Source organism: Streptomyces sp. NPDC051173 (genome assembly GCF_040689515.1).
Lineage (GTDB): Bacteria > Actinomycetota > Actinomycetes > Streptomycetales > Streptomycetaceae > Streptomyces.
Genome location: NZ_JBFBBD010000043.1, coordinates 38004 through 59253, shown reverse-complemented (window position 1 = coordinate 59253; position 21250 = coordinate 38004). Strand labels below are relative to the sequence as shown.

Sequence of the window (21250 nt, the reverse complement as noted above, 5' to 3'; positions counted from 1 at the left end):
GGACGAAGTCTGGGGGAGCGTCCTCAAACGCCGGACGGGCTGGATTGCGCACCCACATCAGCCAAATTCAGCCCGTCCGGCGTTTGAGGACAGGGGGTCTGGGGGCTTGCCCCCAGTTTCGGGAAGGGGCGGGTAGGGGAAAAGCCCGCCGCAGGCGCGACGGGCCCTTCCCTAAACGTGCGCTCCCGGAATGGTCAAGCGGTCGCGTTCACCAAGACCGCCATGTTGCCCGCAGGGTGCTCGTTGTCGTGGATCAACTGATGCGCCTTGCCGATCTCGTCGAACCCGAGCGTCAGCGACAGGCAGGGATCGACGAGCCCCTGCCCGATGAGCTCGGTGACCTCCCGCGCCTCACGCGCGTTGGAGACGTGCGACCCCTGGAGCCGCTTCTGCCGCATCCACAGGAACCGCAGGTCCACATCGCCGTTGTAGCCCGTCGTGCCGCCGCAGATGACGACCATGCCGGCGTTGTCGCACATGTACATGGACGTGGGGATCGTGTCCGCGCCGGAGTGCTCCAGGACGATCCGCGGCGCCCGCCGCTCGCCGAGCACCTCCCAGAAGCGGCGGCCGAACGCCCGCGCACCCTTGAGCCACTCCGCCATGGCGGCCTCGTCGGACGTGTCCGGCAGCCGGCCCCAGTGGTCGAAGTCCCGCCGGTTGATGTAGCCCTTGGCACCCAGCTCGACGCAGTACTCACCGCGCTCGTCGCTGGAGACGACCGCGATGGGTATGCCACCGGCCCGCCGGACCAGCTGGATGGCCATGCAGCCCAGCCCGCCCGCACCGCCCCAGATCAGCACCGGGTCGCCGGGCCGCACGGTGTGCGGGTCCCAGCCGAACAGCTGGCGGTACGCGGTCGCGGCCGTCGCCATGTAGCACGCGGCCTCCGCCCAGGACAGCCGCTTCGGCTTCGGGTGGCACATGTACTCGTCCACGACCGTGAACTGCGCGAAGGAACCGAAGTTCTCCTCGTAGCCGTACACGCTCTGCGAGGAGGAGGTGGAGGGGTCGGCGCCCAGCCGGATGTCCTCGGCGGTCTCGTCCCACTGGTTGGCCAGGATGACGACCTCGTCGCCGAGGGCGACGTGGCGCACGTCCTCGCCGACGGCCCACACGACGCCCGACGCGTCCGAGCCGCCGATGTGGAAGTCCTCCGTCGCGCCGCGCCGCTGCCGGGTGGCGACGACGTCGACCGGGTCACCCAGCGCTGCCCAGACGTTGTTGTAGTTCACGCCGGCGGCCATCACCTTGATGAGCACCTGGCCGCGCCCCACCTCCGGCACGTCCACGACCTCCGTGCGGAAGGCGTCGATGGGCATGCCGTAGCGCTCGGGCCGGATGAGCGACGCGTACATGCGCTTGGGCGCCTGCCCCAACGGGGGCGCGTCGCCGAGCTCGTAGAGGTCCTGGGTCACTGGGTGGCTCCTGACGGTTCGGGACGGAGACCGGCGGTGTGCTCGGTCGTGCTGGTGGAAGCGGAGCGGGCGGCCCGCTCCAGGTGGTCGAGACAGTCGCGGTGACCGGTCGCCGGCAAGGTGACCGTCCAGCCTTCCGGTACGTCGGCGAAAGCGGGCCACAGGGAGTGCTCCCCGGCCGCGTTCGTGAGCACCAGGTGCGACTCCTCACCCTGGCCTGGGTCCTCGAACGGACTGCGCACGGTTCTACCTTTCCTTGCTGTGCGTTGGTGCTGTGGTGCTGTGGTGCGTGCGGGGGTCAGTCCGCGGCCGGCCGGAGTGCCTCCGCGAGGACCGCGCCGATCCCGGCGAGCGGCTCCGGCTCGGTCATCTCGTAGTGGCCGCACGGCACGGGGTGGTCCTCGACGGTGCCGTCGACGTACGCCCGCCACTCCTCGACCTTGGCCATGGCGTCCGACGACCCGGCGGCCGCCGGGTCGCCCGCGGCGCTGAAGAACAGCACGTCGCCGGTGAACACCTCCGGCTCGAAGCCGGGCGCGATGCGCAGGTTGTTCCGCATGACCCGCGCGAGCGCCGTCGCCTCCTCCAGCGAGACGGCGGCCGTCCCGGCGTCACCGAGCAGGGCGAGCGCCCGGGAGACGTCCAGGGACCCGTCCTCCGGCAGGTCGAGACCGGCGACCCGGAGCAGCAGGGACGCCACTTGGCGCTCCGTCTCCTCCTCGGTGAGCGGCCGGCCGTGGGTCAGCGGGGCGTCCATCATGGCCAGCAGCTCGACCTGTTCACCCGCGCGCTGGAGCGCCGTGGCCATCACATGTGCCACGGTGCCGCCGTAGGACCAGCCCAGCAGCCGGTACGGGCCCTCGGGCTGCACCTCGCGCAGGTGCCCCAGATAGGACTCGACCATCTCCTTCGCGTCGGCGGCGGGGGCACTGACGCCGTCGAGGCCGTGCGCCTGGATGCCGTACACCGGCTGCCGTCCGCCGAGGTGCGTCAGCAGGCCCGAGTAGCGCCAGCCGATGCCGCCGCCGGGGTGCACGCAGAACAGCGGGCGCTGGTCGCCGTCGGCGCGCAGCGGCAGCACCGGAGCGAACGCGTCGTTGCCCGCCCCTGTGCGGCCCATCCCGTCGAGGACCCCGGCGATCGTGGGGGACGACAGCAGGGCGGCGGCGGGGATGTCGAGCCGCGAGGCGGTGCGCATGCGGCCGGCCAGCATGACGGCCCGCATGGAATCGCCGCCCAGGTCGAAGAAGTTGTCGTGGACCCCGATGCCCTCGATGCCCAGCGCCTCCTCCCAGTGCCCGGCCACGACCCGCTCCACCGGGGTGCGGGGGGCGACGTACTCGGTCGCGAGGTGCGGCGGCCGCGGCGCGCGCCCGGAGGCCCGCTCCGGGGTCTGTGCCGCGTCGTCGTCCGCGCCCGTACGGGGCCGGGCGGTGGGCGCGTCGATCCAGTGGCGCCGCCGGTCGAAGGCGTAGCCCGGCAGCGGCACCCGCCGCGGCTCCTCCGGGGCGCCCGGCGCGGCGAGGCCGACCTCGGCACCGGCCGCCCACAGCCGGCCGATCGCCTCGGCCAGCACCTGGCCGTCCGGGCGCTCCGCCTTGGCGTGCCGCATCGTCGCCACCGTCACCAGCGGCTCGTCCCCGAGCCGGGCCGTGGCCAGCTTGGCCAGCACGTCGCCCGGACCGATCTCCACGAGCAGCGGGTTGCCGCGCTCCCAGACGGAGGCGATGCCGTCGGCGAACCGCACGGTCCGCCGGGTGTGGTCGATCCAGTGCTTGCGGCTGGTCGCCTGCTCGTCGGTGATCCACGTGCCCGTCACATTGGTGACGAACGGGATCCGCGGCGGCCGCAGCGTGACCGTGCCCAGCGCGTCCTCGAACGCGCCCAGCACGGGGTCGAGCACATGGGAGTGCGCGGCGGCCGGCATCCGCAGCCTTCGGAACGTCACCTCGTCGGCCAGCAGCCGCTGTTCGAGCGCCGCCACCGCCTCCTCCCGCCCGGCGACCGTGCACGCCGTCGGACCGTTCACAGCGGCCAGCGACAGGTCGTCGGTGAGATAGGGCCGCAGCTCCTCCTCGCCCAGCGCCACCCCGACGGTGGCACCGCCCGCGGAGGCGATCAGCCGGATCCGCTCGGCGACCAGCGGCAGCATCTCCTCCAGGGTCATCACCCCCGCAAGAGCGGCCGCCGTGTACTCGCCCAGCGAGTGCCCGATCAGCGCGTCCGGGTGCACCCCCTGCTCCATGAGGGTCACGGCGAGGGCGTATTCGGTGACGACCAGCGCCAGGAACGCGTCCACACTGCCGGGGTCGGCGTGCTCGAACAGGGCCGTCCGCAGATCACGGCCCAGGACGGGCCGGAGGATCGTGGCGCAGCGGTCGACCGTGTCCCGGTAGACGGGGTGGTCGCGGTAGAGCTCCGCGCCCATCCCCACGTACTGCGTGCCGCCGCCCGGCAGCAGGAACGCGACCGCCGGCGCGCCGCCGTCCCGCACCTCCGGGAGCGCGGGCAGCGGGTGGCCCAGGGCCCGTACCGCGTCCTGTGCGGTCCGTGCGACGACCGCGGCCCGGTGCGGCATGGCGGGCAGGAACGTGGTCAGCGAGTGGGCGACGTCGGCGAGATCCAGGTCGGGACGGTCCGCCAGGTGCCGCCCGAGGTTGTCGGCCTGGCCCCGCAGGGCGCCCGGCGTGCGGGCCGACAACGGCAGGACGTGCCACCGCGGTTCGGTCTCCTCGCGGGGGGCCTCCTGGGCGGCCGGCGGGGCCTCCTCCAGGATGACGTGGGCGTTGGTGCCGCCCACGCCGAAGGCGCTGACGGCGGCCCGGCGCGGCTCGGCGCCCGCCTCCCACTCCTCCAGGGCCGTGGGCACCCGGAAGGGGCCCGCCGCGAAGTCGATCAGCGGGTTCGGCGCGTCGAAGTGCAGGCTCGGCGGGATCTGCCGGTGCTCCAGGGCCAGTACGGACTTGATGAACCCGGCGATCCCGGCGGCCGCGCCGAGGTGGCCGATGTTCGTCTTCACCGACCCCAGGGCGCAGAACTGCCGTTCGTCCGTGCTCTCCCGGAACGCCTGGGTCAGGGCGGTCACCTCGATCGGGTCACCGATCCTGGTGGCCGTGCCGTGCGCCTCCACGAAGCCGATCGTGTCGGCGCCCACCCCGGCGGCCGCCTGTGCCGCGAGGATCGCCTCGGCCTGGCCCTCCGGGCTCGGCGCGGTGAAACCCACCTTGCGGCGGCCGTCGTTGTTGATCGCCGAGCCCTTGACGACGGCCCGGATCCGGTCGCCGTCGGCCAGCGCGTCCTCCAGCCGCTTGAGCACCACCGCGCCCACGCCGTCACCCGACGACGTGCCCGCGGCGTCCGCCGCGAAGGCCCGGCAGCGCCCGTCCGGCGAGAACGGCCCGTCCGGCACGTGCCGGTAGCCGAGCATCGCCGACGGATTGAGCGACACGGCCCCCGCGAGCGCCACGTCGCACTTGAAGTCGATGAGGTCCTGGCAGGCCGTGTGGATGGCGACCAGGGCCGTGGAACAGGCCGTCTGCAAGGACAGGCTCGGTCCCGTCAGCCCCAGCTCGTAGGAGATCCGGGTGGCCAGCGCGCCCAGCGAGTTGCTCGTCGCCGCGTGCACCAGGGCCACCGACGCGCTCTGCCCCGCGAACCGCGGATGGACGTTCGCCGGGTAGTACCGGCTGTCCCCGGCGCCCGCGTACACCCCGACCTGCTGCTCGCCGTGGCCGCCGGCGTAACCGGCGTCCTCCATCGCGTGATAGGCGCTCTCCAGCAGCAACCGCTGCTGCGGGTCGACAAGTTCGGCCTCGGCGGGGCTGTAGCCGAAGAACGCCGAGTCGAAGCGGTCGATGCCCTCGATGACGGACGCCATCCGCACCAGGTCGGGGTCGTCCAGGTGCACCGGGTCGCCGCCCGCCGCCAGGAACTCCTCGTCGCCGACGGGCCGGATCGACTCCCGCCCGGCGGCCAGGTTCGCCCAGAACTCCTCGACCGTGTCGGCGCCGGGGAAGCGCCCCGCCATGCCGATGACCGCGATGGCCGGATCGGCCTCGTACCCGGTCTCTGCTGTCTCATCCATCGTTGCGGGGCCCCTTGTTCTTGGTGTTCTTGGTCGTACGGCGGGCCCGCGCGGCCCGCTGGCGCTCCGCCTGCTGCCGGGCCCGGTCCAGACCGGACGCGGGCGCGGCCCCGGCCGGAGCCTGCGGAGCGCCGGGCCCGTCCACGGCGCCGACGCCCGTCCGGGCGAGGTGCTTCGCCAGGGCCCTGACGGTGGGGTGGCTGAAGAGGTCCACGACCGTCAGGTCACAGCCCAGCTCCTGGTTGACCGTCGTCTGGGCGCGCACCAGCAGCAGCGAATGGCCGCCGAGGTCGAAGAAGTTCTCCTCCACCCCCACATGGTCGCGGCCCAGGACCCGGCACCAGATCGCCGTCAGCGACTCCTCCAGACGGCGCGCCCCGTCCGGGCCGGCGTCCGCCGGCCCCCCGGCGGAGTCCGCCGACGCACCGGCCGCCCGCAGCACCCACGCGCCGTCCGCACCACAGGCACGGGCCGCCGCCCCGGCCGCCTCGTACAGGGCGCCGAGATCGGCACCGTCCTCCAGCGCCACCCGGCCCGCCAGCCGGTGCACCGGACGCGCCGTGGCCCGCACATGGGAGCGCACCCACGGCGCGCTCCGGTCGGCACCGATCAGCACGTGCGGCTCGTCGAGCCTGAGCGCCAGGTCGAAGGAACGCAGCCCCGCGGCCGGTTCCAGCACGCGGTAACCACGCGCCTCGGTCAGGGCCTTGAGACCGTAGCCCTCGCTCATGCCGAGCTCGTCCCACATGCTCCAGGCCAGGCTGTGCGCGTCCAGCCCGGTACGCCGCTGGTGCGCGGCCAGAGCGTCCAGAAAGGCGTTCGCCGCGGAGTACGCACCGCTCATGGACCCGCCGAAGAACCCGTTGACCGAGGAGAACGACGTGAACGACGCCGCCCCCAGCTCCAGCGCGAGCCGGTGCAGCACCCAGCCGCCGGTGACCTTCGCGGCCAGCGCGGTACGCCACTGCCCGGTGCCGTAGTCGGTCACGGCCCGCTGGTCGAAGTCGCCCGCGAGGTGCAGCACCCCGGCCAGCGGCACCGACCACTCACCGGCCGCCTTGTCGACCGCCGCGCGCACCTGGCCCGGATCGGTGATGTCTGCCGCCTCGTACCGGACGGCACCCAGCTCCCGCAGGCTCCGGAAGGCCGCGACACGGCGGCCGAGAGCGCCGCCCTCGGCGACGTGCGCGTCCCAGGTGTGCTCGTCGGGCAGCTCGGTGCGCCCGACGAGCAGCAGCCGTGTGCCCGGCGTCCTCAGCAGGTGCTCCGCGAGGCGCACCGCCACTCCGCCGAGGCCACCACTGATCAGCTGGAAGCCCTCGGCGACGGCCGGCGTGGCGCGCGACAGCGGGGTGGACAGCGGAGCCAGGCGGCGCACCCAGCGGCCGCCGTCACGGTAGGCCACCTCGGCGTCGGCCGACGGCACCGCGATCTCGTCGAGCAGCAGCCCGGCCGTCTCCCGCGCGTCACCGGCGGGCAGGTCCAGGTGGGCCGTCCGCAGCCAGGGCAGCTCCTCCCGCAGGCTCTTGAGCAGACCACCGGCCGCGGCGTGCGCGTACGAGGCGCGCTCGCCCTCCACGACCGCCTGGCCGCCCGTACCGACGAGGTACAGCGCGACCTGCCGGTCGGCGGTGTGCCGGGCCGTCAGCGCCTGTGCCAGGCACAGCAGGCTGTCGGCGCTGTCCCGCTGCGCGTCCAGGAGCTCCTCGACACTGCCGGGCTCACCCTCGGAGGCGGCGAAGGCACCCAGGTGCACCACCGTGTCCACCGGCCGCCCGTCGGCCGCCAGGGCGTCGAGCAGCAGCCCGTGGTCCTCGACGGCGTCGATCCGGACCCGGTACCGCGCGGCGTCCACCCGGGCGAACTCCTCGCCCGCGGTGACGACCGTGCACAGGGAGCCCGCCGCGCGCAGCCGCCCGGCCACCGCGTCCGCGACCTCCGCGGCCGCGGAGTGCCGCCCGGCGAGCACCAGGGCGTGACCCGGCGCACCGGACGGCCGGTGCTGCCGCGCGGCCCGCTGCCACACCGGGCGCAGGAACCAGTCCGGCACGGTTGCGGAGGTGGCCAGCAGGATCTCCGACGCCTGCACCGGCTCGTCGAACTCGCCCGCCTCGAAACGCTTCCGCAGCTGCGTCCGCTGGATCTTGCCGATCTCCGTCTTGGGGATCGTCGCGGCCTCCACCGGCACCAGATAGGCCGGGCTGACCCCGATCTCGCGGGTCACCTTGCCGCGGATCGCCCGCAGCGCCCGCGCCACGTCCTGACCGGGCTCCAGGTGGAAGAACAGCGCGAGCTCGTCGGTGCTCGCCGACGCGTCACCGCGCACCGCGACGGCGGCGGTGAAGCTGCGCACGACGGAGGGCAGTTCCTCGACGCAGGTCTCTATCTCGTGGCTGTAGTGGTTGACGCCGTTGACGATGATGACGTCCTTGGCGCGGCCGGTGATGTACATCTCCCCGGCGCGCAGGAACGCCAGGTCCCCGGTCTCGAACCACCCCTCCGGGGTGAAGGACTCCGCGTTCGCCTTGTCGTTGTCGTGGTAGCCGCCGGTCACCGTCGTGCCGCGCACCTGGAGCCGGCCCACGGTGCCCTCCGCCACGACCTGGTCCTGGTCGTCGACGATCCGCATCGCGAAGCCCGGGTAGGGCAGGCCGCAGCTGACGAACAGCTCCTCACCGTCCGGCGCCTCGGCGGGCAGCACGGTGTCCGTCACCACCGACGAGGTCTCCGACATGCCCCAGCAGGGGTGCATGACGTCCTGTGGCATCCCGAAGGGCTTGAGGGTCTTCAGAAAGCCCCGCGCCGTCGCCGCGACGACCACCTCGCCCGCGTTCATCACCAGCCGCACCGGGGACAGGTCCCACCGGCGGTCGCCCGTCCGGTGCGCCTGCTCCGTCACGAGGCCGAACGCGAAGTTGGGCGCCCAGATGACGCTGGCACGGTGCCGGTCGGTGACGTCCATCCAGCGCAGCGGGTCCTCCAGGACCCAGGAGGTGAGCGCGTGGACCTGACGGCACCCGAGATAGACGTCCCGCAGGTGGAACATCACCACACCGGTGACATGGTCCAGCGGGATCCAGTTGAAGGAGACGTCGTGCTCCGACAGCGAGTTCATCGCGGCCGTGGCCGCCGCCCGCGTCAGCACGTTGCGGTGGGTGAGCCGCACCGCCTTCGGCAGACCCGTGCTGCCGGACGTCAGCAGCATGAGGATCACGTCCTCCGGGCGGGCCGGATGCCAGTCGGCGTCCGAGGGCCCCTCGCGCAGCGCGTCCACCGTCGTCAGCCGCAGCCCCGGCCAGTCCCGCCGCTCCGCCAGATCGCGCAGCCCCGCCTCACCGGACGCGGTCGTGACGATCCACGGGCGGTGCAGCATCTGCCACACGCCCTCCAGCTTCGCCAGCGGAGCGGACTCCGCCGCGTACGACGACGGCACGGTCAGCGGCACCGTCACGAAACCGCCGAGGATGCAGCCCCACAGGGCGGCCAGGAAGTCCTCGGTGTCCTCGCACTGGAGGATCACCTGGTCACCCGGGCGCAGCCCCAGCGCACGCAGGCCCCCGAGCACCCGGGACGCCTCCTCGATCAGCGAGGCGTAACTGCGCCGCGTCTCACTGCCGTCGGCGCGCACATGGACGACCTCCGCGTGCTCCCCGCCCCCGGCGGCCCGCCGCAGCGCCTCCGCCCAGGTGTGCGCGGTCAGCTCCGGCAGCGGCGGTCCCTCGCTGAGCGCGGGCACGGCCCCCACGGCCGCGCCCGCGGCCGGCGCACCCGACGCGGCGGTCTGCCGCGCGGCACCCGTACCGACGTACAGCCGACCGGTCTCCTCCGGCACGTCCTCCAGTCCGACCGACGCCGAACGGACACCGGGCAGCGCGGCCAGAGCGCCCTCCCAGGCACCGGCCGCCGCCGCGTCGATCACCGGCAGTGCGCCCAGGGCGGCGGCGTCCAGAGTGCCGTCCGCGTTCCTGGGCAGGTCCGACACGGCGGCCACCCGCGGCGCCCGCGCCGGGTCCCCGGCCGTCCGCAGCAGCTCCTTCGCCGCCTGCTCGACCGCACCGGCCCGGGCGGGCACGGCCAGCACCACCGGACGGCCATCCTCCGACGGCAGCGTCACCGCGTCCCGGATCCCGCCGCCCGACAGCAGCGACGCCGCGTCGAACGGCTCCTCCGCCACCGCCTCGCCGCGCGCGCCCCGCGCCTCGACGGACGGCAGCGCGCCGATCCGCAGCCCCGGGTCCGCGGCCACGGCCGCCAGCAGCGCGCGCAGCGCACCGCCCAGCCGCTCCGCCGTCTCCCGGTCGAACAGGTCCTCGCTGTACTCGACATGGCACGCCAGACCCTCCGGCGCGCCGTCGGCCCCACGCCGCTCCAGCACGTCGACGAACAGGTCGAACTTGGCCGTCCCCGTCGAACGGGGCTCCAGCGGCGCCCGGTTGCCACCCAGCGCCAGCACGGCCTCGGTGTTGTTCTGCAGCGCCAGCATCACCTGGAACAGCGGGTGCCGGGCCGGCGTACGGGCCGGGTTCAGCTCGTCCACCAGCCGGTCGAACGGCAGGTCCTGATGGTCGTACGCGGCCAGGTCGAACTCCCGCACCCGGGCGACGAGCTCACGGAACTCCGGGTCACCGGAGGTGTCCGCGCGCAGCACCAGCGTGTTGGCGAGCAACCCCACCACGTCGTTGAGCGCCTCGTCCACGCGCCCGGCCACCGGCGTGCCGACGGGAATGTCCGTGCCGGCGCCGCAGGCCGTCAGCAGCGCCGCCAGGGCGCTCTGGAGCACCATGAACAGGCTCGCGCCGCTCTCGTCGGCGAGCCGCAGCAGATCCTGGTGCAGACCCGCGTCCACCTCGACGGCCAGACCGCCACCGCGCCGGCTGGGCACCTGCGGCCGCCGCCGGTCGGCCGGGAGCGCCAGCTCCTCCGGCAGCCCCGCGAGGGCCTCCTTCCAGAACGTCGCCTGGCGCCCCAGCGGACTCGCCGGATCCGTCGCCGCCGCCAGCAGATCCCGCTGCCACAGCGCGTAGTCGACGTACTGGACCGGCAACGCCTCCCACCGCGGCGCCGCGCCTTCGGCACGGGCCGCGTACGCGGCCGACAGGTCCTCCGCCAGCGGCCGCAGCGACCAGCCGTCCGCCGCACTGTGATGCAGCACGAGCACCAGCGTCCGGGACGCACCCGTGCCGTACAGGCCCGCCCACAGCGGGGTGTCCCGCGTCAGGTCGAACGAATGCCGCAGCGCGCCCGCCACATGAGCCTCGACCTCCTCCCCGGGACAGTCGACGACCTGGAGCACCGGACGTACACTGCCGGGCGCGCACACCTCCTGCCGCGGCGCGCCGTCGGTCTGCGGCAGCAGCGTGCGCAGGCTCTCGTGCCGGTCGGTGACGTCCGCCAGGGCCGCCCGCAGCGCCGCGGGGTCGACCTCCTGGTCCAGCCGCACGACCAGCGGGATGTTGTACGTCGCCGCGGAGGTGTCCAGCTGATTGAGGAACCACATGCTCTGCTGCGCCGAGGACAGCGGGATCACCGCGGGCCGCTCGGCGGGCACCAGGCCCGGCCGGGCCTGCCCCGCCGCCGCGTCCTCGGGGAGGTGCGCGGCGATGCCCGCCGGAGTGGGCGTGGTGAACACCGCGGCCATCGGCACCTCGGCACCCGTCGCGGCACGCAGCCGCGTCAGCAGCCGGGTCGCGAGGAGCGACTGGCCGCCCAGGTCGAAGAAGTTGTCGTCCGCCCCGACGGTGCCCTCCGGCAGGCGCAGCAGCTCCTCGTACAGCCGGCACACCAGCGCCTGCGCCGCGCTCACCGGTGCGCGGCCGCCGGCCGCCGCCGCGAAGTCCGGCGCGGGCAGGGACTTGGCGTCCAGCTTGCCGTTGGCGGTCAGCGGCAGCTCATCCAGGACGACGCACGCGCTGGGCACCATGTGCTCGGGCAGCAGCTGCGCCAGGTGGGCGCGCAGCTGCGCCGGGTCCGGGGTGTGTCCCGGCGCGGGCACGGCGTAGCCGACGAGCATCCGGTCGGCGGCGCCGTCCGTCTGCCGGGCGACGACCGCGGCGAGCGCGACCGAGGGGTGTGCCGCGAGCGCCGCCTCGATCTCCCCGGGCTCGATGCGGAACCCGCGGATCTTCACCTGCTGGTCGGAGCGCCCGGCGTACTCCAGGGTGCCGTCCGCCGACCGGCGGGCCAGGTCGCCGGTGCGGTACATCCGCTCGCCCGCCCGCCCGAAGGGGTCGGCGACGAACCGCTCCGCGGTCAGCGCCGGACGGCCGAGGTAGCCGCGCGCCAGGCCCGGTCCGGCGACGTACATCTCGCCGACCCAGCCCGGCGGCACCGGCTGCAGGCAGTGGTCGAGGACGTACACCCGCAGGTCCGGCAGCGCGGTGCCGATGACGCTCCGCGCCCGGCCGTCCTCGATGATCCGGCGCGTGATCCGCTGGTACGTCACGTGCACGGTCGTCTCGGTGATGCCGTACATGTTGATCAGCTCGGGCGCCTCGTCGCCGTGCCGCTCCAGCCATGGACGCAGGTGCGCCGGCTCCAGCGCCTCACCGCCGAAGACCACGTAGCGCAGTGCGAGCGGACCGCCGTCGGCGCCGGCCGCCAGGTCCGCCTGGATCAGCTGCTGGAACGCGGACGGCGTCTGGTTGAGGACGGTGACACCCTCACGGCGCAGCAGTTCGAGGAACTCCCCGGGCGCACGGGTCGTCGTGTGCGGCACGACGACGAGCCTGCCGCCGTGCAGCAGCGGACCCCAGAACTCCCACACGGAGAAGTCGAAGGCGTAGGAGTGGAACAGCGTCCACACGTCGTCCGGGCCGAAGGCGAAGTGCGCGGCGGAGGTCTCGAACAGCCGGATGACGTTGGAGTGCGGGATCACCACACCCTTGGGACGGCCGGTGGAACCGGAGGTGTGGATGATGTACGCGGTGTCCGCCGGGGTGAGCGGGGCGGACCGGTCGGCGTCCGTGAGGTCCGTGGACGCGAGCGCGGCCAGCTCACGGTCGGTGGCCTCGTCGCCGAGGACCACGGCGGTGGCGCCGGTCTCCGGCAGCCCCGCCGCCACCTGGGCGTCCGTCACCAGCAGCGCGGGAGCGGCGTCCTCGGCCACGGCACGGATGCGCTCGGCGGGGTAGCCGGGGTCCAGCGGCAGATACGCGGCACCGGACTTCAGCACGGCGAGCAGACCGACCGTCAGCTCCAGTGAACGGGGCAGCGCCAGGGCCACGATCCGGCCCGGGCCGGCACCCCGCTCGACGAGGAAACGGGCCAGCCGGTTGGCGCGCGCGTTCAGCTCCGCGTAGCTCAGCGCGGTGCCCTCATAGGTGACGGCCGTCGCCTCGGGCGTACGGGCCGCCTGGGCCTCGAACCGCGCCGGGAGGGTCGCGTCGGCAGGGGCCTCCACGGCACCGGCGGAGACGTACGCCGGGTGCTCACCGTCGCGCAGCAGCGTCGTGCGCGCGAGCGGCAGATCCGCGTCCGCGTCGGCGAGCCGGTCCAGCAGCAGCAGGAACCGCTCCTGGTGGTCGGCCAGTTCGGCCTCGGTGTAGAGCGCCGGGTTGGCGTCGAAGGAGAGCCACAGACCGGTGTCGTCGGCACCCGGCCGCACATTGATCTGGAGGTCCTCGACGGGCCCGCCCGTCAGATGGTGCGAGGTCGTCGGGTGGCCGGCGAACGTGAGCTCGTTGGTGAAGGGGATGAGGTTGACGACCGGCCCGTACAGCCGCCGCCCGCCCCCCAGCAGCTTCAGGTCGCGGCGCAGGTCCTCGCCGCGGTACTGCTGGTGCTTGCGGACGGCGCGCTGCTCGTCGGCCACCGCGCGGACGAGCTCGGAGACGGTGGTGCCGGGCCGGACGTCCAGCCGCAGCGGCAGGATGTTGGAGACCGTGCCGGGCACCCGCATGGCGGTGGAGCCGAGCCGGCTCCAGGTGGTGAGCCCGAGGATCACGTCCTGGCTGCCGGTGACCCGGTGGAGGTAGGCCGCGGTGGCCGCGAGGAGCAGGTCACCGCGCGCGCCACCGAGCCGTGCCGCGGCCCGGGAGAGCCGGTCGGCGTCGGCGGCGGACAGCAGTGTGGTGCGGCGCAGGAAGGGCGCGGACGGCGCGGCGGCGCCCTCGGTGAGGCCGACGGCCACGGGGGCGTCGGCGAAGCGCCCGGTCCAGTGGGCGCGGTCGCGCGCGAAGCGCTCCGAGGCGCGGTACGCGACGTCGTCGTCCAGGAGCGCCCCGGCGGGCGCGAAGGGCGTGTCGGAGGGCTCGTCACCGGCCACCAGCGCGGTGTACGTCTCGGCCAGCCGGCGGGCGACGAGCTTGAAGCCGTAGCCGTCGAGGAGGACGTGGTGCGCGCGCAGGTACCAGAACCAGCGGTCGGGCGCCGCCTTGACGAGGGCCTGGGTGAACAGCGGTCCCTCGGTGAGCTCGACGGCCGTCGCGAGGTCGGCGGCTATCCACGCCTCGGCCGCGGCGCGCGGGTCGGGCTCGGTGCTGACGTCCATCAGGCGCAGGGGCCAGTCGGCGGCGGGTGCCAGGGTGCCACGGGGACCGTCGGCGGACTCGGTGATCCGCAGCCCGAAGACGTCCGCCTCGGCGACCGTGCGACGCAGCGCGGCCTCGAAGAGCTCCGTGTCGACCGGGCCGTGGATCTCCACGTACTCACCGGTGTTGTAGGCCGCGTTCGCGGGGTCGAGTCGCTGGGCGAACCAGATGCCCTCTTGGGCGCCCGACAGCGGGCGACCGGCGTCCTCGTGAACAGACATGGCACCAACCCTCAGTAGGTGTATGGAATTTTCTGCCGGAGACCGGAGAAAGGCAGGCCCTGCGGGACTACCGCGCAGGGCGACGTTGGGCGGGCGCTTGCGATCGGCTCCACGACCGGGAAACGGTATGTGCGAGGACGCTCAAGGGATCGCAAAACACGGCAGGATGCGGCGCATTGGGTCGGCCTTGAGAGCGCCACGGCGAGGCGGCCCTTCCACCGGCATTAACCCTGCATGAGGGGAACTCGGGCAGTCAAGGGAAGATCGTTCCAAGTTCCGTTTGACTTTTCGGCGGGGAGTCAACTTGCTTTGATTTCAACCTGAACCAGGGGTTCCGGTCTGGTGTCCACGCATGCATAAAGAGCAAACTCCTGATGCCAGGAACGCATACGGAACGCGTCAAGGAACTGTTTCGGGATGGTGTCCGTTCCCCTTCCGCAGGTGGTCCGGACCAACGGAAGGATGCCCGGGGCAACCCCTGTACCGCGCCCGCGCGGAAACGGCGGGCGGGCCTGATGTGGCATCAGGCGATTGCCTCAACCTAGCGGTTCCGTACGGGAAAGAATAGCGACACCCGGCCGGACCGCCATGAGAGGTAAGCCACGCCCCGGTACCGCGCGAAGCCTCTTGAAAGACGACGGAAATCCCGCTTCACTGAAACCGCGATTCCGCTTCGGCGGGCGAGGCGATCCGAGGGCAAGCCCCACCGCACACCATCGATTTTCGGCCAACGTCCGGCCGAACCCCCTCGCCGGACCGGCGATTCCGCCCCGCTGAAGTCTGAAACATGAAAGGCAAGTGGTATGCACCGCAAGTTGTGCCCGGCGGAGACGCTCTACGTCGCCCAGCGGAGCCGCGCCGTGCTCTCCTGCACCGTCCACGGCGACCTCGACGAGAAACTCCTCGCCGCCGCCTTCGACGCCAAGGTCGCCGAACACCCCTCCCTGCGCTCCCGCATCGGCCTGGAGGGCGACACGTACGCCCTCCGGCCGCTGGACGACGCCGACCTGCCCCGCCTCGTCGTGCGCCCCGGCGGCCCCACCGCCCTCATGGACGAGCACAACACCCCACTGCCGGAGGGCGGTCCCCTCGTGAGGGCCGTCCTGCTCCGCGGCGAGAACGACCACACCGTCGTGCTGAGCGTCGACCACACCATCACCGACGGCCACAGCGCCATAGCCCTCTACGACGCGATGTGGCGCACCTACGCGGCACTCGCCGACGGCGCCACCGCCGCCCCGCAGGCCACGGCGTACGACTGGCCCGCGCCCGCGACCGACCTGCTGCCCCCCAGCGCGCCCGAGGAGACCGAGCGGTACGTCGCCCGCCGTGTCGAGCGCACCCAGCGCTTCCCCATCACCGCCCTGCCCTACGAAGCCGCCGGCACCCGACGCCCCGCGGGAGAGCACAAGGTCGCCGTCCAGCGCGTGCTCCTCCGGCCCGAGGAGACCACCGCCCTCCTCCGCCACTCGAAGGCCACCGGCGTCTCCGTCCACGGACTGGTCAGCGCGGCCCTGCTCAAGGCCGTCCGCGCACGGCTCGACGGCGACGGCGCCACGGCACTGGGCTGCATGTCACCCGTCGACCTCCGCTCCCGCGTCACCCCGCCCCTGCGCCGCGAGGTCATGGTGCCCGCCGTCACCTCCTGCCTGGACGTCGTGGACGTCGCCCGCGACACCGACCCGCTGGAACTCGGCCGCCAGATCACCGACAACCTGCACGGGTCCATCGAGCGCCGCGAGTTCATCCACGAGACCCGCATCCTCGCGCAGGTCGTCCGCAACCCCGCCCTGCTGGCCACCAGCGTCATCGTGACCAACATGGGCCGCGTCCCCGCCCCGCCCGCACCCCGCGGCCTGGAACTCACCGACGTACGCCTCATCCCCGTCCGCGACAACTACTACCCCCAGGCCGGCCGGGGCCCCGTCATGGGATGCGTCGTCTCCTTCGACGGCCGCCTCGCCATCGAACTGCCCTACAGCACCGAATGCTTCGCCCACGAGCAGATCCTCGGGATCCGCGACAGCGTGCACACGGCCCTGCTCGAATTCGCCGCACACGGCGAAGCCGCCGTCGCGAGCTGACGGCCCACCGGCCGCACGCACAGCATCCCCGTCATCAGGCTGAGTCAGGAGCGCGCCTGAAGTGAGAACACTGAACGACCCGTGTGCCTTTACCGTCACGCCCCTGCTGCGCCGCGCGCAGGCCGGTGACCGGCAGGCCATGAACGACCTCCTCCTGCACATAGCCCCCTACGTGGGACGGCTCTGCCTGCCGATCGCCCACGGGCACAGCTCCGATGCCGCGCAGGAGGCGATGCTCGCGATCTACCGCGGCATCCGCGGCCTGCGCGAGCCGGCGGCCTTCTACGGCTGGGTCCGGGCCGTGACGGTGCGGGAGGCGATCCGCACCTCCAAGCGGCTCAGCCAGGGCTCGGCCGACGGCCTGCCCGACCTCGCCCAGGACGCGAACCCGCTGGACACCGTCCACATCTCCGACGTCATGGACCGGCTGCCCGACCAGCACCGCCAGATCCTCACCCTCCGCGCCGTCTACGGCATGAACGAACAGGAGATGGCGGCGACCCTCTCGCTGCCCGTCGGCACCGTGCGCTCGCGGCTGCACCGCGCCCGGCGGAACTTCCAGGACGCCTGGCACCAGCGCGCCGCCTGACGGACCGCCGGATGCTCTCCGGACCGCATGGTCACCGCGGTCGACTGTACGGAATCCACCGTCACCGCATCTGACCTGCTGGTATTCTGAAGGGATGTACATCCGACCCTTTCGCGGCCCGCTCGGCGGCCACGCACCGTGCGCACGCGCGGCGACCCACGGGCCCGTGTCGGCATGACCGAGGCCCCCACGCGTGTCATTCGGAGCAACGCCGAGTCCCAGTCCCTAGGATTGCGGGATGTACATAGCCAGCACGTTCCCCGGAGGGGTGATCCGGTGAACAGGTCCGAGGCCACCGATGAGCAATGGGAGGGCCTTGCGGAGGTCGTCCCCTTGCGCGGACACCATTCATGGCCGTCCTGGCCCAACCACCGGGCGCTGCCCGAGGAGGAGCCGGAGCCGAACCGCCGTCAGCTCGTCGTCCTGCGCGTCCAGATCTTCGCCGACGCCCGCGAGGTCGCCGAGCACCTGATGGCCCGTATCCCGGTGCTGCTGGACCTCACCAGCGCCGACACCGACGTCGCGAAGCGGATCCTCGACTTCTCCAGCGGCGTGGTCTTCGGCCTGGGCAGCGGCATGCACCGGGTCGACACCAATGTCTTCCTCCTCGCACCCGAGGGCACCGAGGTGGCCTCCGGGTACCCCGATCGTAGGAAGAGTGATCAGCTGAAACGGTTTGGCTGAGCGGTCGCCCCATACGGTCCGGGCATGGACACTCACCGTGCCCGACCGGCCGCCGCCCCCCACTCCCAGCGCCCCGCGGTGACCGAACTCCGGCTCTCCGCCTTCAAGTCCCACCGCAACGCCGTCTTCCCCCTCGGCCCGCTGACCCTCTTCCGGGGCGCGAGCGGCAGCGGCAAGTCCAGCGCCCTCCAGGCTTACGAGGCGTTAGCCCGCCTCGCGGGCGGCGACAGCCTCGACGAGGCCCTCGCCCCCATCGCGGGTGGCGCCCCCGCCTGCGTTCCCCATCAGGCGAGACCCGACGCCCAGGGGCGCCGCGGCTTCCGTATCGGCTGCACCGTCGACGGCCCCGCGGGCACGGTCCTGCTCGATGTCGCCGTACAGGCCGAACCCGAACTCCGCGTCGTCGGCGAACGCCTGACCGGCTCCGGCCGCACCCTCCTGTCCACGGCCCTGCGCGACCCCGGGCTGCGTACGGTCGAGGCCGCCTGGCACACCGCCGGCAGCGTGCCCGTCACCCGGGCACCCCTGCCCGACGACCGGCTGGGCACCGCCCTGTTGCCGCTGCGCGTCGCCGGCAAGACCGCGGGCCAGCGTTTGGTCCTCGACGCCGCCGAGCAGGTCGTGGTGGCGCTGCGTTCCGTCTTCGCCTGTGACCCCCGGCCCGAGCTGATGCGCACTCCGGTCGCCGCGCGCGACGGACTGCTGCGGAGCGCCTGCGACAACCTGGCCGCGGTGCTGGGCCGTACCCGCCACGAATGCGCCACCCGTCACGCGGCCCTGGTCACCGCGGTGGGCGCGGGCTGCCGGGGCCCGGTGGAGGGCCTGTCCGTGCAGGGCCTGGACGGCGGATTCGTCCGCGGCGTGCTGGCCCGCGACGTGGGCCCGGACACCCCGCTGGAACGGCTGGGCGACGGCGAACTGCGCTACCTCGCCCTGAGCCTGGTGCTGATGACCGGACCCGGCGTGCTGGACATGGACCCGGTCGCCGAGGTGCTGCCCGCCCGGCAGGCCCTGACCGTGCTCGCCGACGGCTTCGACCGCTGCCTGGACCCCCGGCAGGCCCGCTCCCTGCTCGCCCTCGCGGCGCGGATGTGCGAGCGGGGACATGTGCGCCTGGTGGGAAGCATCAGGGGAGACGTGGCCCAGGAGTCCCAGGAGGTGGGGGAGGAGACAGGGGTGGCGTCGATGGTAGACCTGGGTGTGTGACCGGAGAACATCATCAGGAATCAGGGCGGATCGACGAGCCGTCGCGAGGGCAGGGCGACGGGCCTTCGCGGACGGCGCGGCCGGGCGGCGAACTCGACGCGCTCCAGCGCCGGCTCGCGGACTTCGCGGCGGCCCGCCGCTGGCAGCCCTTCCACACACCCAAGAACCTGGCCGCGGCCCTGAGCGTCGAGGCGTCCGAACTGGTCGAGATCTTCCAGTGGCTGACCCCGGAGGAATCGGCGCGGGTGATGGACAGCCCCGGCACGGCGGGGCGGGTGGAGGACGAGGTCGCGGACGTCCTCGCGTATCTGCTCCAGTTCTGCCAGGTCCTGGGGATCGACGCCGCCGCCGCGCTCGCGGCGAAGATCGAGCGCAACGAACACCGCTTCCCCGTACCGGAGGAATCCACTCCGGATTCGCCAGGTCGTCACTCTCCGGAGTGATTGAGTTATCCACACCGCATCTGGTATCCACAGATTTCTGAATTCCCCTGGCTTTTCCGGCGGTTACTCATCACTCTGGGTAGTGACGAAGTGGCGGACGCGCAACCGGGAATCCGGCAGTCGGAATGTGGGGGACCAGACATGGAGGCAATGCGGCTCATCGGGGCCACGCGAACGGCCCTGGCGCAGGCCAGGGCCGTCCAGGACATCGTCGTCGAGGCCTGGCAGACACAGGCCCTGGCCGGAGCGATCGGCAGTCACCTCGCCGTCCACGGCCCCTTCGAGGCCCGGGCCGCCGCGGGCGGCCTCAGCGAAGCGGGCACCCGCGCCTCCGGCGCCCTGCGCCAGGCCCTGCGCGCCGGCCCCATAAGGGCCGCACAGCTCACCGAAGTCCGCGACCACTGGAGCGTGTTGACCGGGCTCTGCGCCCTCCTCGGAGAGGTCGGCATAGCCCTGGTGGGCGTCGCCTGCTCCTCCGACGAGGACGCTCTCTACTGGCAGTGCATCGAAGCCATCGACGCCGCGGACGAGACGAGCGACCGGGTGCGCTGGTTACAGAGACGGCTCGCACTCCGCGAGCGCGAAGGAGGCGCCGCGTGAAGCGCCGACGATCAGCTCGCACCACCTTCGCCGGACGAGGGCCCCTCGCCGGGCGACTGCGCGGGCGACTGCAGATCGGCGTCGAGCTGCGACAGATCGGCGTTCAACGCGGCCATCAGCTCCTCCATCTGCTGAAGCAGTCCCTTGGGTGCGCCCTGCTGCGGGGGAGCGGACTGTGCGGGCACCGATCCGTCGGGCACGGCTTCCTGGGTCATCGCGGCCTCCTCGGCCCTGGCCCTCCCGGTGCGGGCGGGCGGCGTTGCGGTCGTCGCCTCCGGCAGCGGACACCGGTGCGGGAGCCGGGCGGTCCGGCTCCGCCCGAGCCAACGATCACCGGGCCCGGCGGACACTTCCCACCCGGCGCCGACGACCGAATTTCACCCGACCGGGGTGGGTGGGGCGAAGGAGGGTACGGACGGTTGACGCACGTGCGGCAGTGCAGGATGGGGGCATGGATCTGCGTATCTTCACCGAGCCCCAGCAAGGGGCGAGCTATGACACCTTGCTCACCGTCGCCAAGGCCACCGAGGCCCTGGGCTTCGACGCCTTCTTCCGGTCCGACCACTATCTCGCCATGGGCTCCGCCGACGGGCTGCCGGGCCCCACCGACGCCTGGATCACGCTGGCCGGGCTCGCCCGGGAGACCCGCCGCATCCGCCTCGGCACCCTGATGACCGCCGGCACGTTCCGGCTGCCCGGCGTCCTCGCCATCCAGGTGGCGCAGGTCGACCAGATGTCGGGCGGACGGGTCGAGCTGGGGCTGGGGGCGGGCTGGTTCGAGGAGGAGCACCGGGCCTACGGCATCCCCTTCCCCAAGGAGAAGTTCGGGCGCCTGGAGGAGCAGCTGGAGATCGTCACGGGACTGTGGGAGACGGAGGCCGGCAAGACGTTCAGTTTCCACGGCACGCACTATCAGCTCATCGACTCCCCGGCGCTGCCCAAGCCCGCACAGGACAAGCTGCCGGTGCTCATCGGCGGGCACGGCGCCAAGCGGACCCCGAGGCTCGCCGCGAAGTTCGCGGACGAGTTCAACATCCCCTTCGCCTCCATCGAGGACAGCGCACGGCAGTTCGGCCGGGTCCGCGCGGCCGCCGAGGAGATCGGCCGGAAGGGCGGCGACCTGGTGTACTCCAACGCCCTGGTCGCCTGTGTGGGCAAGGACGACGCGGAGGTGGCGCGCAGGGCGGGGGTCATCGGCCGTGACGTGGCCGAGCTGAAGGCCAATGGTCTGGCGGGCTCGCCGGACGAGGTCGTCGACAAGATCGGACGGTACGCGGAGATCGGCTCGTCCCGGATCTACTTCCAGATCCTGGACCTCGACGACCTCGACCACTTGGAACTGATCTCCTCGAAGGTCCAGTCCCAGCTGACCTGATGTCACCGACAGCCGACG

12 protein-coding genes are annotated in these 21250 nt (G+C 72.9%); 7 read left to right on the top strand and 5 right to left on the bottom strand.

The features are described 5' to 3' along the window. Positions 1-194: 194 nt before the first annotated feature. From ccrA to AB0435_RS22075, 4 genes are read right to left on the bottom strand one after another with little or no spacing between them, the layout of a single operon-like run. Entirely contained in the window at positions 195-1358 is a 1164-nt protein-coding gene (gene ccrA, locus AB0435_RS22090; protein WP_366005302.1) for a crotonyl-CoA carboxylase/reductase, read from the bottom strand. A 56-nt stretch (positions 1359-1414) separates the two neighbouring features. Further along, complete coding sequence (locus AB0435_RS22085; protein WP_366005299.1) at positions 1415-1660, bottom strand: MbtH family protein; 246 nt, start codon at positions 1658-1660, stop codon at positions 1415-1417. A 56-nt stretch (positions 1661-1716) separates the two neighbouring features. Continuing rightward, positions 1717-5502: a beta-ketoacyl synthase N-terminal-like domain-containing protein gene (locus AB0435_RS22080; RefSeq protein ID WP_366427759.1), complete on the bottom strand. Its 3786-nt coding sequence runs from the start codon at positions 5500-5502 to the stop codon at positions 1717-1719. Continuing rightward, positions 5495-14251, bottom strand: coding sequence for an amino acid adenylation domain-containing protein (locus AB0435_RS22075; RefSeq protein WP_366427758.1), 8757 nt, complete (start codon positions 14249-14251; stop codon positions 5495-5497). Before AB0435_RS22075 ends, AB0435_RS22080 begins: the two co-directional genes overlap by 8 nt. Before the next feature lie 803 nt (positions 14252-15054). Between AB0435_RS22075 and AB0435_RS22070 the strand changes: the two genes are divergently transcribed. The 6 genes from AB0435_RS22070 (at position 15055) to AB0435_RS22045 (ending at position 19857) form a co-directional block, all read left to right on the top strand. Continuing rightward, a complete protein-coding gene (locus AB0435_RS22070) occupies positions 15055-16335 on the top strand; it encodes a condensation domain-containing protein (protein ID WP_366427757.1) in 1281 nt (426 codons plus the stop codon). Between the two features lie 61 nt (positions 16336-16396). Next, a complete protein-coding gene (locus AB0435_RS22065; protein ID WP_366005295.1) occupies positions 16397-16924 on the top strand; it encodes an RNA polymerase sigma factor in 528 nt (175 codons plus the stop codon). Positions 16925-17200: 276 nt separating this feature from the next. Further along, entirely contained in the window at positions 17201-17608 is a 408-nt protein-coding gene (locus AB0435_RS22060) for a cell division protein SepF (RefSeq protein WP_116214386.1), read from the top strand. A gap of 24 nt (positions 17609-17632) precedes the next feature. Then, entirely contained in the window at positions 17633-18814 is a 1182-nt protein-coding gene (locus AB0435_RS22055) for an ATP-binding protein (RefSeq protein ID WP_366005294.1), read from the top strand. Between the two features lie 29 nt (positions 18815-18843). After that, positions 18844-19257, top strand: coding sequence for a nucleotide pyrophosphohydrolase (locus tag AB0435_RS22050; RefSeq protein ID WP_366427761.1), 414 nt, complete (start codon positions 18844-18846; stop codon positions 19255-19257). 141 nt (positions 19258-19398) lie between these two features. Then, positions 19399-19857 carry a DUF6099 family protein gene (locus AB0435_RS22045; protein ID WP_366427756.1) on the top strand — a complete coding sequence of 153 codons (459 nt, stop codon included), beginning with the start codon at positions 19399-19401 and terminating at the stop codon, positions 19855-19857. Positions 19858-19868: 11 nt separating this feature from the next. Here AB0435_RS22045 and AB0435_RS22040 read toward each other — a convergent pair whose 3' ends face one another. Further along, a complete protein-coding gene (locus AB0435_RS22040; RefSeq protein WP_366005292.1) occupies positions 19869-20072 on the bottom strand; it encodes a hypothetical protein in 204 nt (67 codons plus the stop codon). Between the two features lie 236 nt (positions 20073-20308). Between AB0435_RS22040 and AB0435_RS22035 the strand changes: the two genes are divergently transcribed. Beyond that, positions 20309-21232 carry an LLM class F420-dependent oxidoreductase gene (locus tag AB0435_RS22035; RefSeq protein ID WP_366005291.1) on the top strand — a complete coding sequence of 308 codons (924 nt, stop codon included), beginning with the start codon at positions 20309-20311 and terminating at the stop codon, positions 21230-21232. The last annotated feature ends 18 nt before the right edge of the window (positions 21233-21250 follow it).

What these genes read in the sequence shown, in the direction of transcription:
- ccrA (WP_366005302.1), bottom strand. Translation starts at nt 1,358, where the DNA reads ATGTACGCGTCGCTCATCCGGCCCGAGCGCTACGGCATGCCCATCGAC.
- AB0435_RS22080 (WP_366427759.1), bottom strand. Translation starts at nt 5,502, where the DNA reads ATGGATGAGACAGCAGAGACCGGGTACGAGGCCGATCCGGCCATCGCG.
- AB0435_RS22075 (WP_366427758.1), bottom strand. Translation starts at nt 14,251, where the DNA reads ATGTCTGTTCACGAGGACGCCGGTCGCCCGCTGTCGGGCGCCCAAGAG.
- AB0435_RS22070 (WP_366427757.1), top strand. Translation starts at nt 15,055, where the DNA reads ATGCACCGCAAGTTGTGCCCGGCGGAGACGCTCTACGTCGCCCAGCGG.
- AB0435_RS22055 (WP_366005294.1), top strand. Translation starts at nt 17,633, where the DNA reads ATGGACACTCACCGTGCCCGACCGGCCGCCGCCCCCCACTCCCAGCGC.
- AB0435_RS22045 (WP_366427756.1), top strand. Translation starts at nt 19,399, where the DNA reads ATGGAGGCAATGCGGCTCATCGGGGCCACGCGAACGGCCCTGGCGCAG.
- AB0435_RS22040 (WP_366005292.1), bottom strand. Translation starts at nt 20,072, where the DNA reads ATGACCCAGGAAGCCGTGCCCGACGGATCGGTGCCCGCACAGTCCGCT.
- AB0435_RS22035 (WP_366005291.1), top strand. Translation starts at nt 20,309, where the DNA reads ATGGATCTGCGTATCTTCACCGAGCCCCAGCAAGGGGCGAGCTATGAC.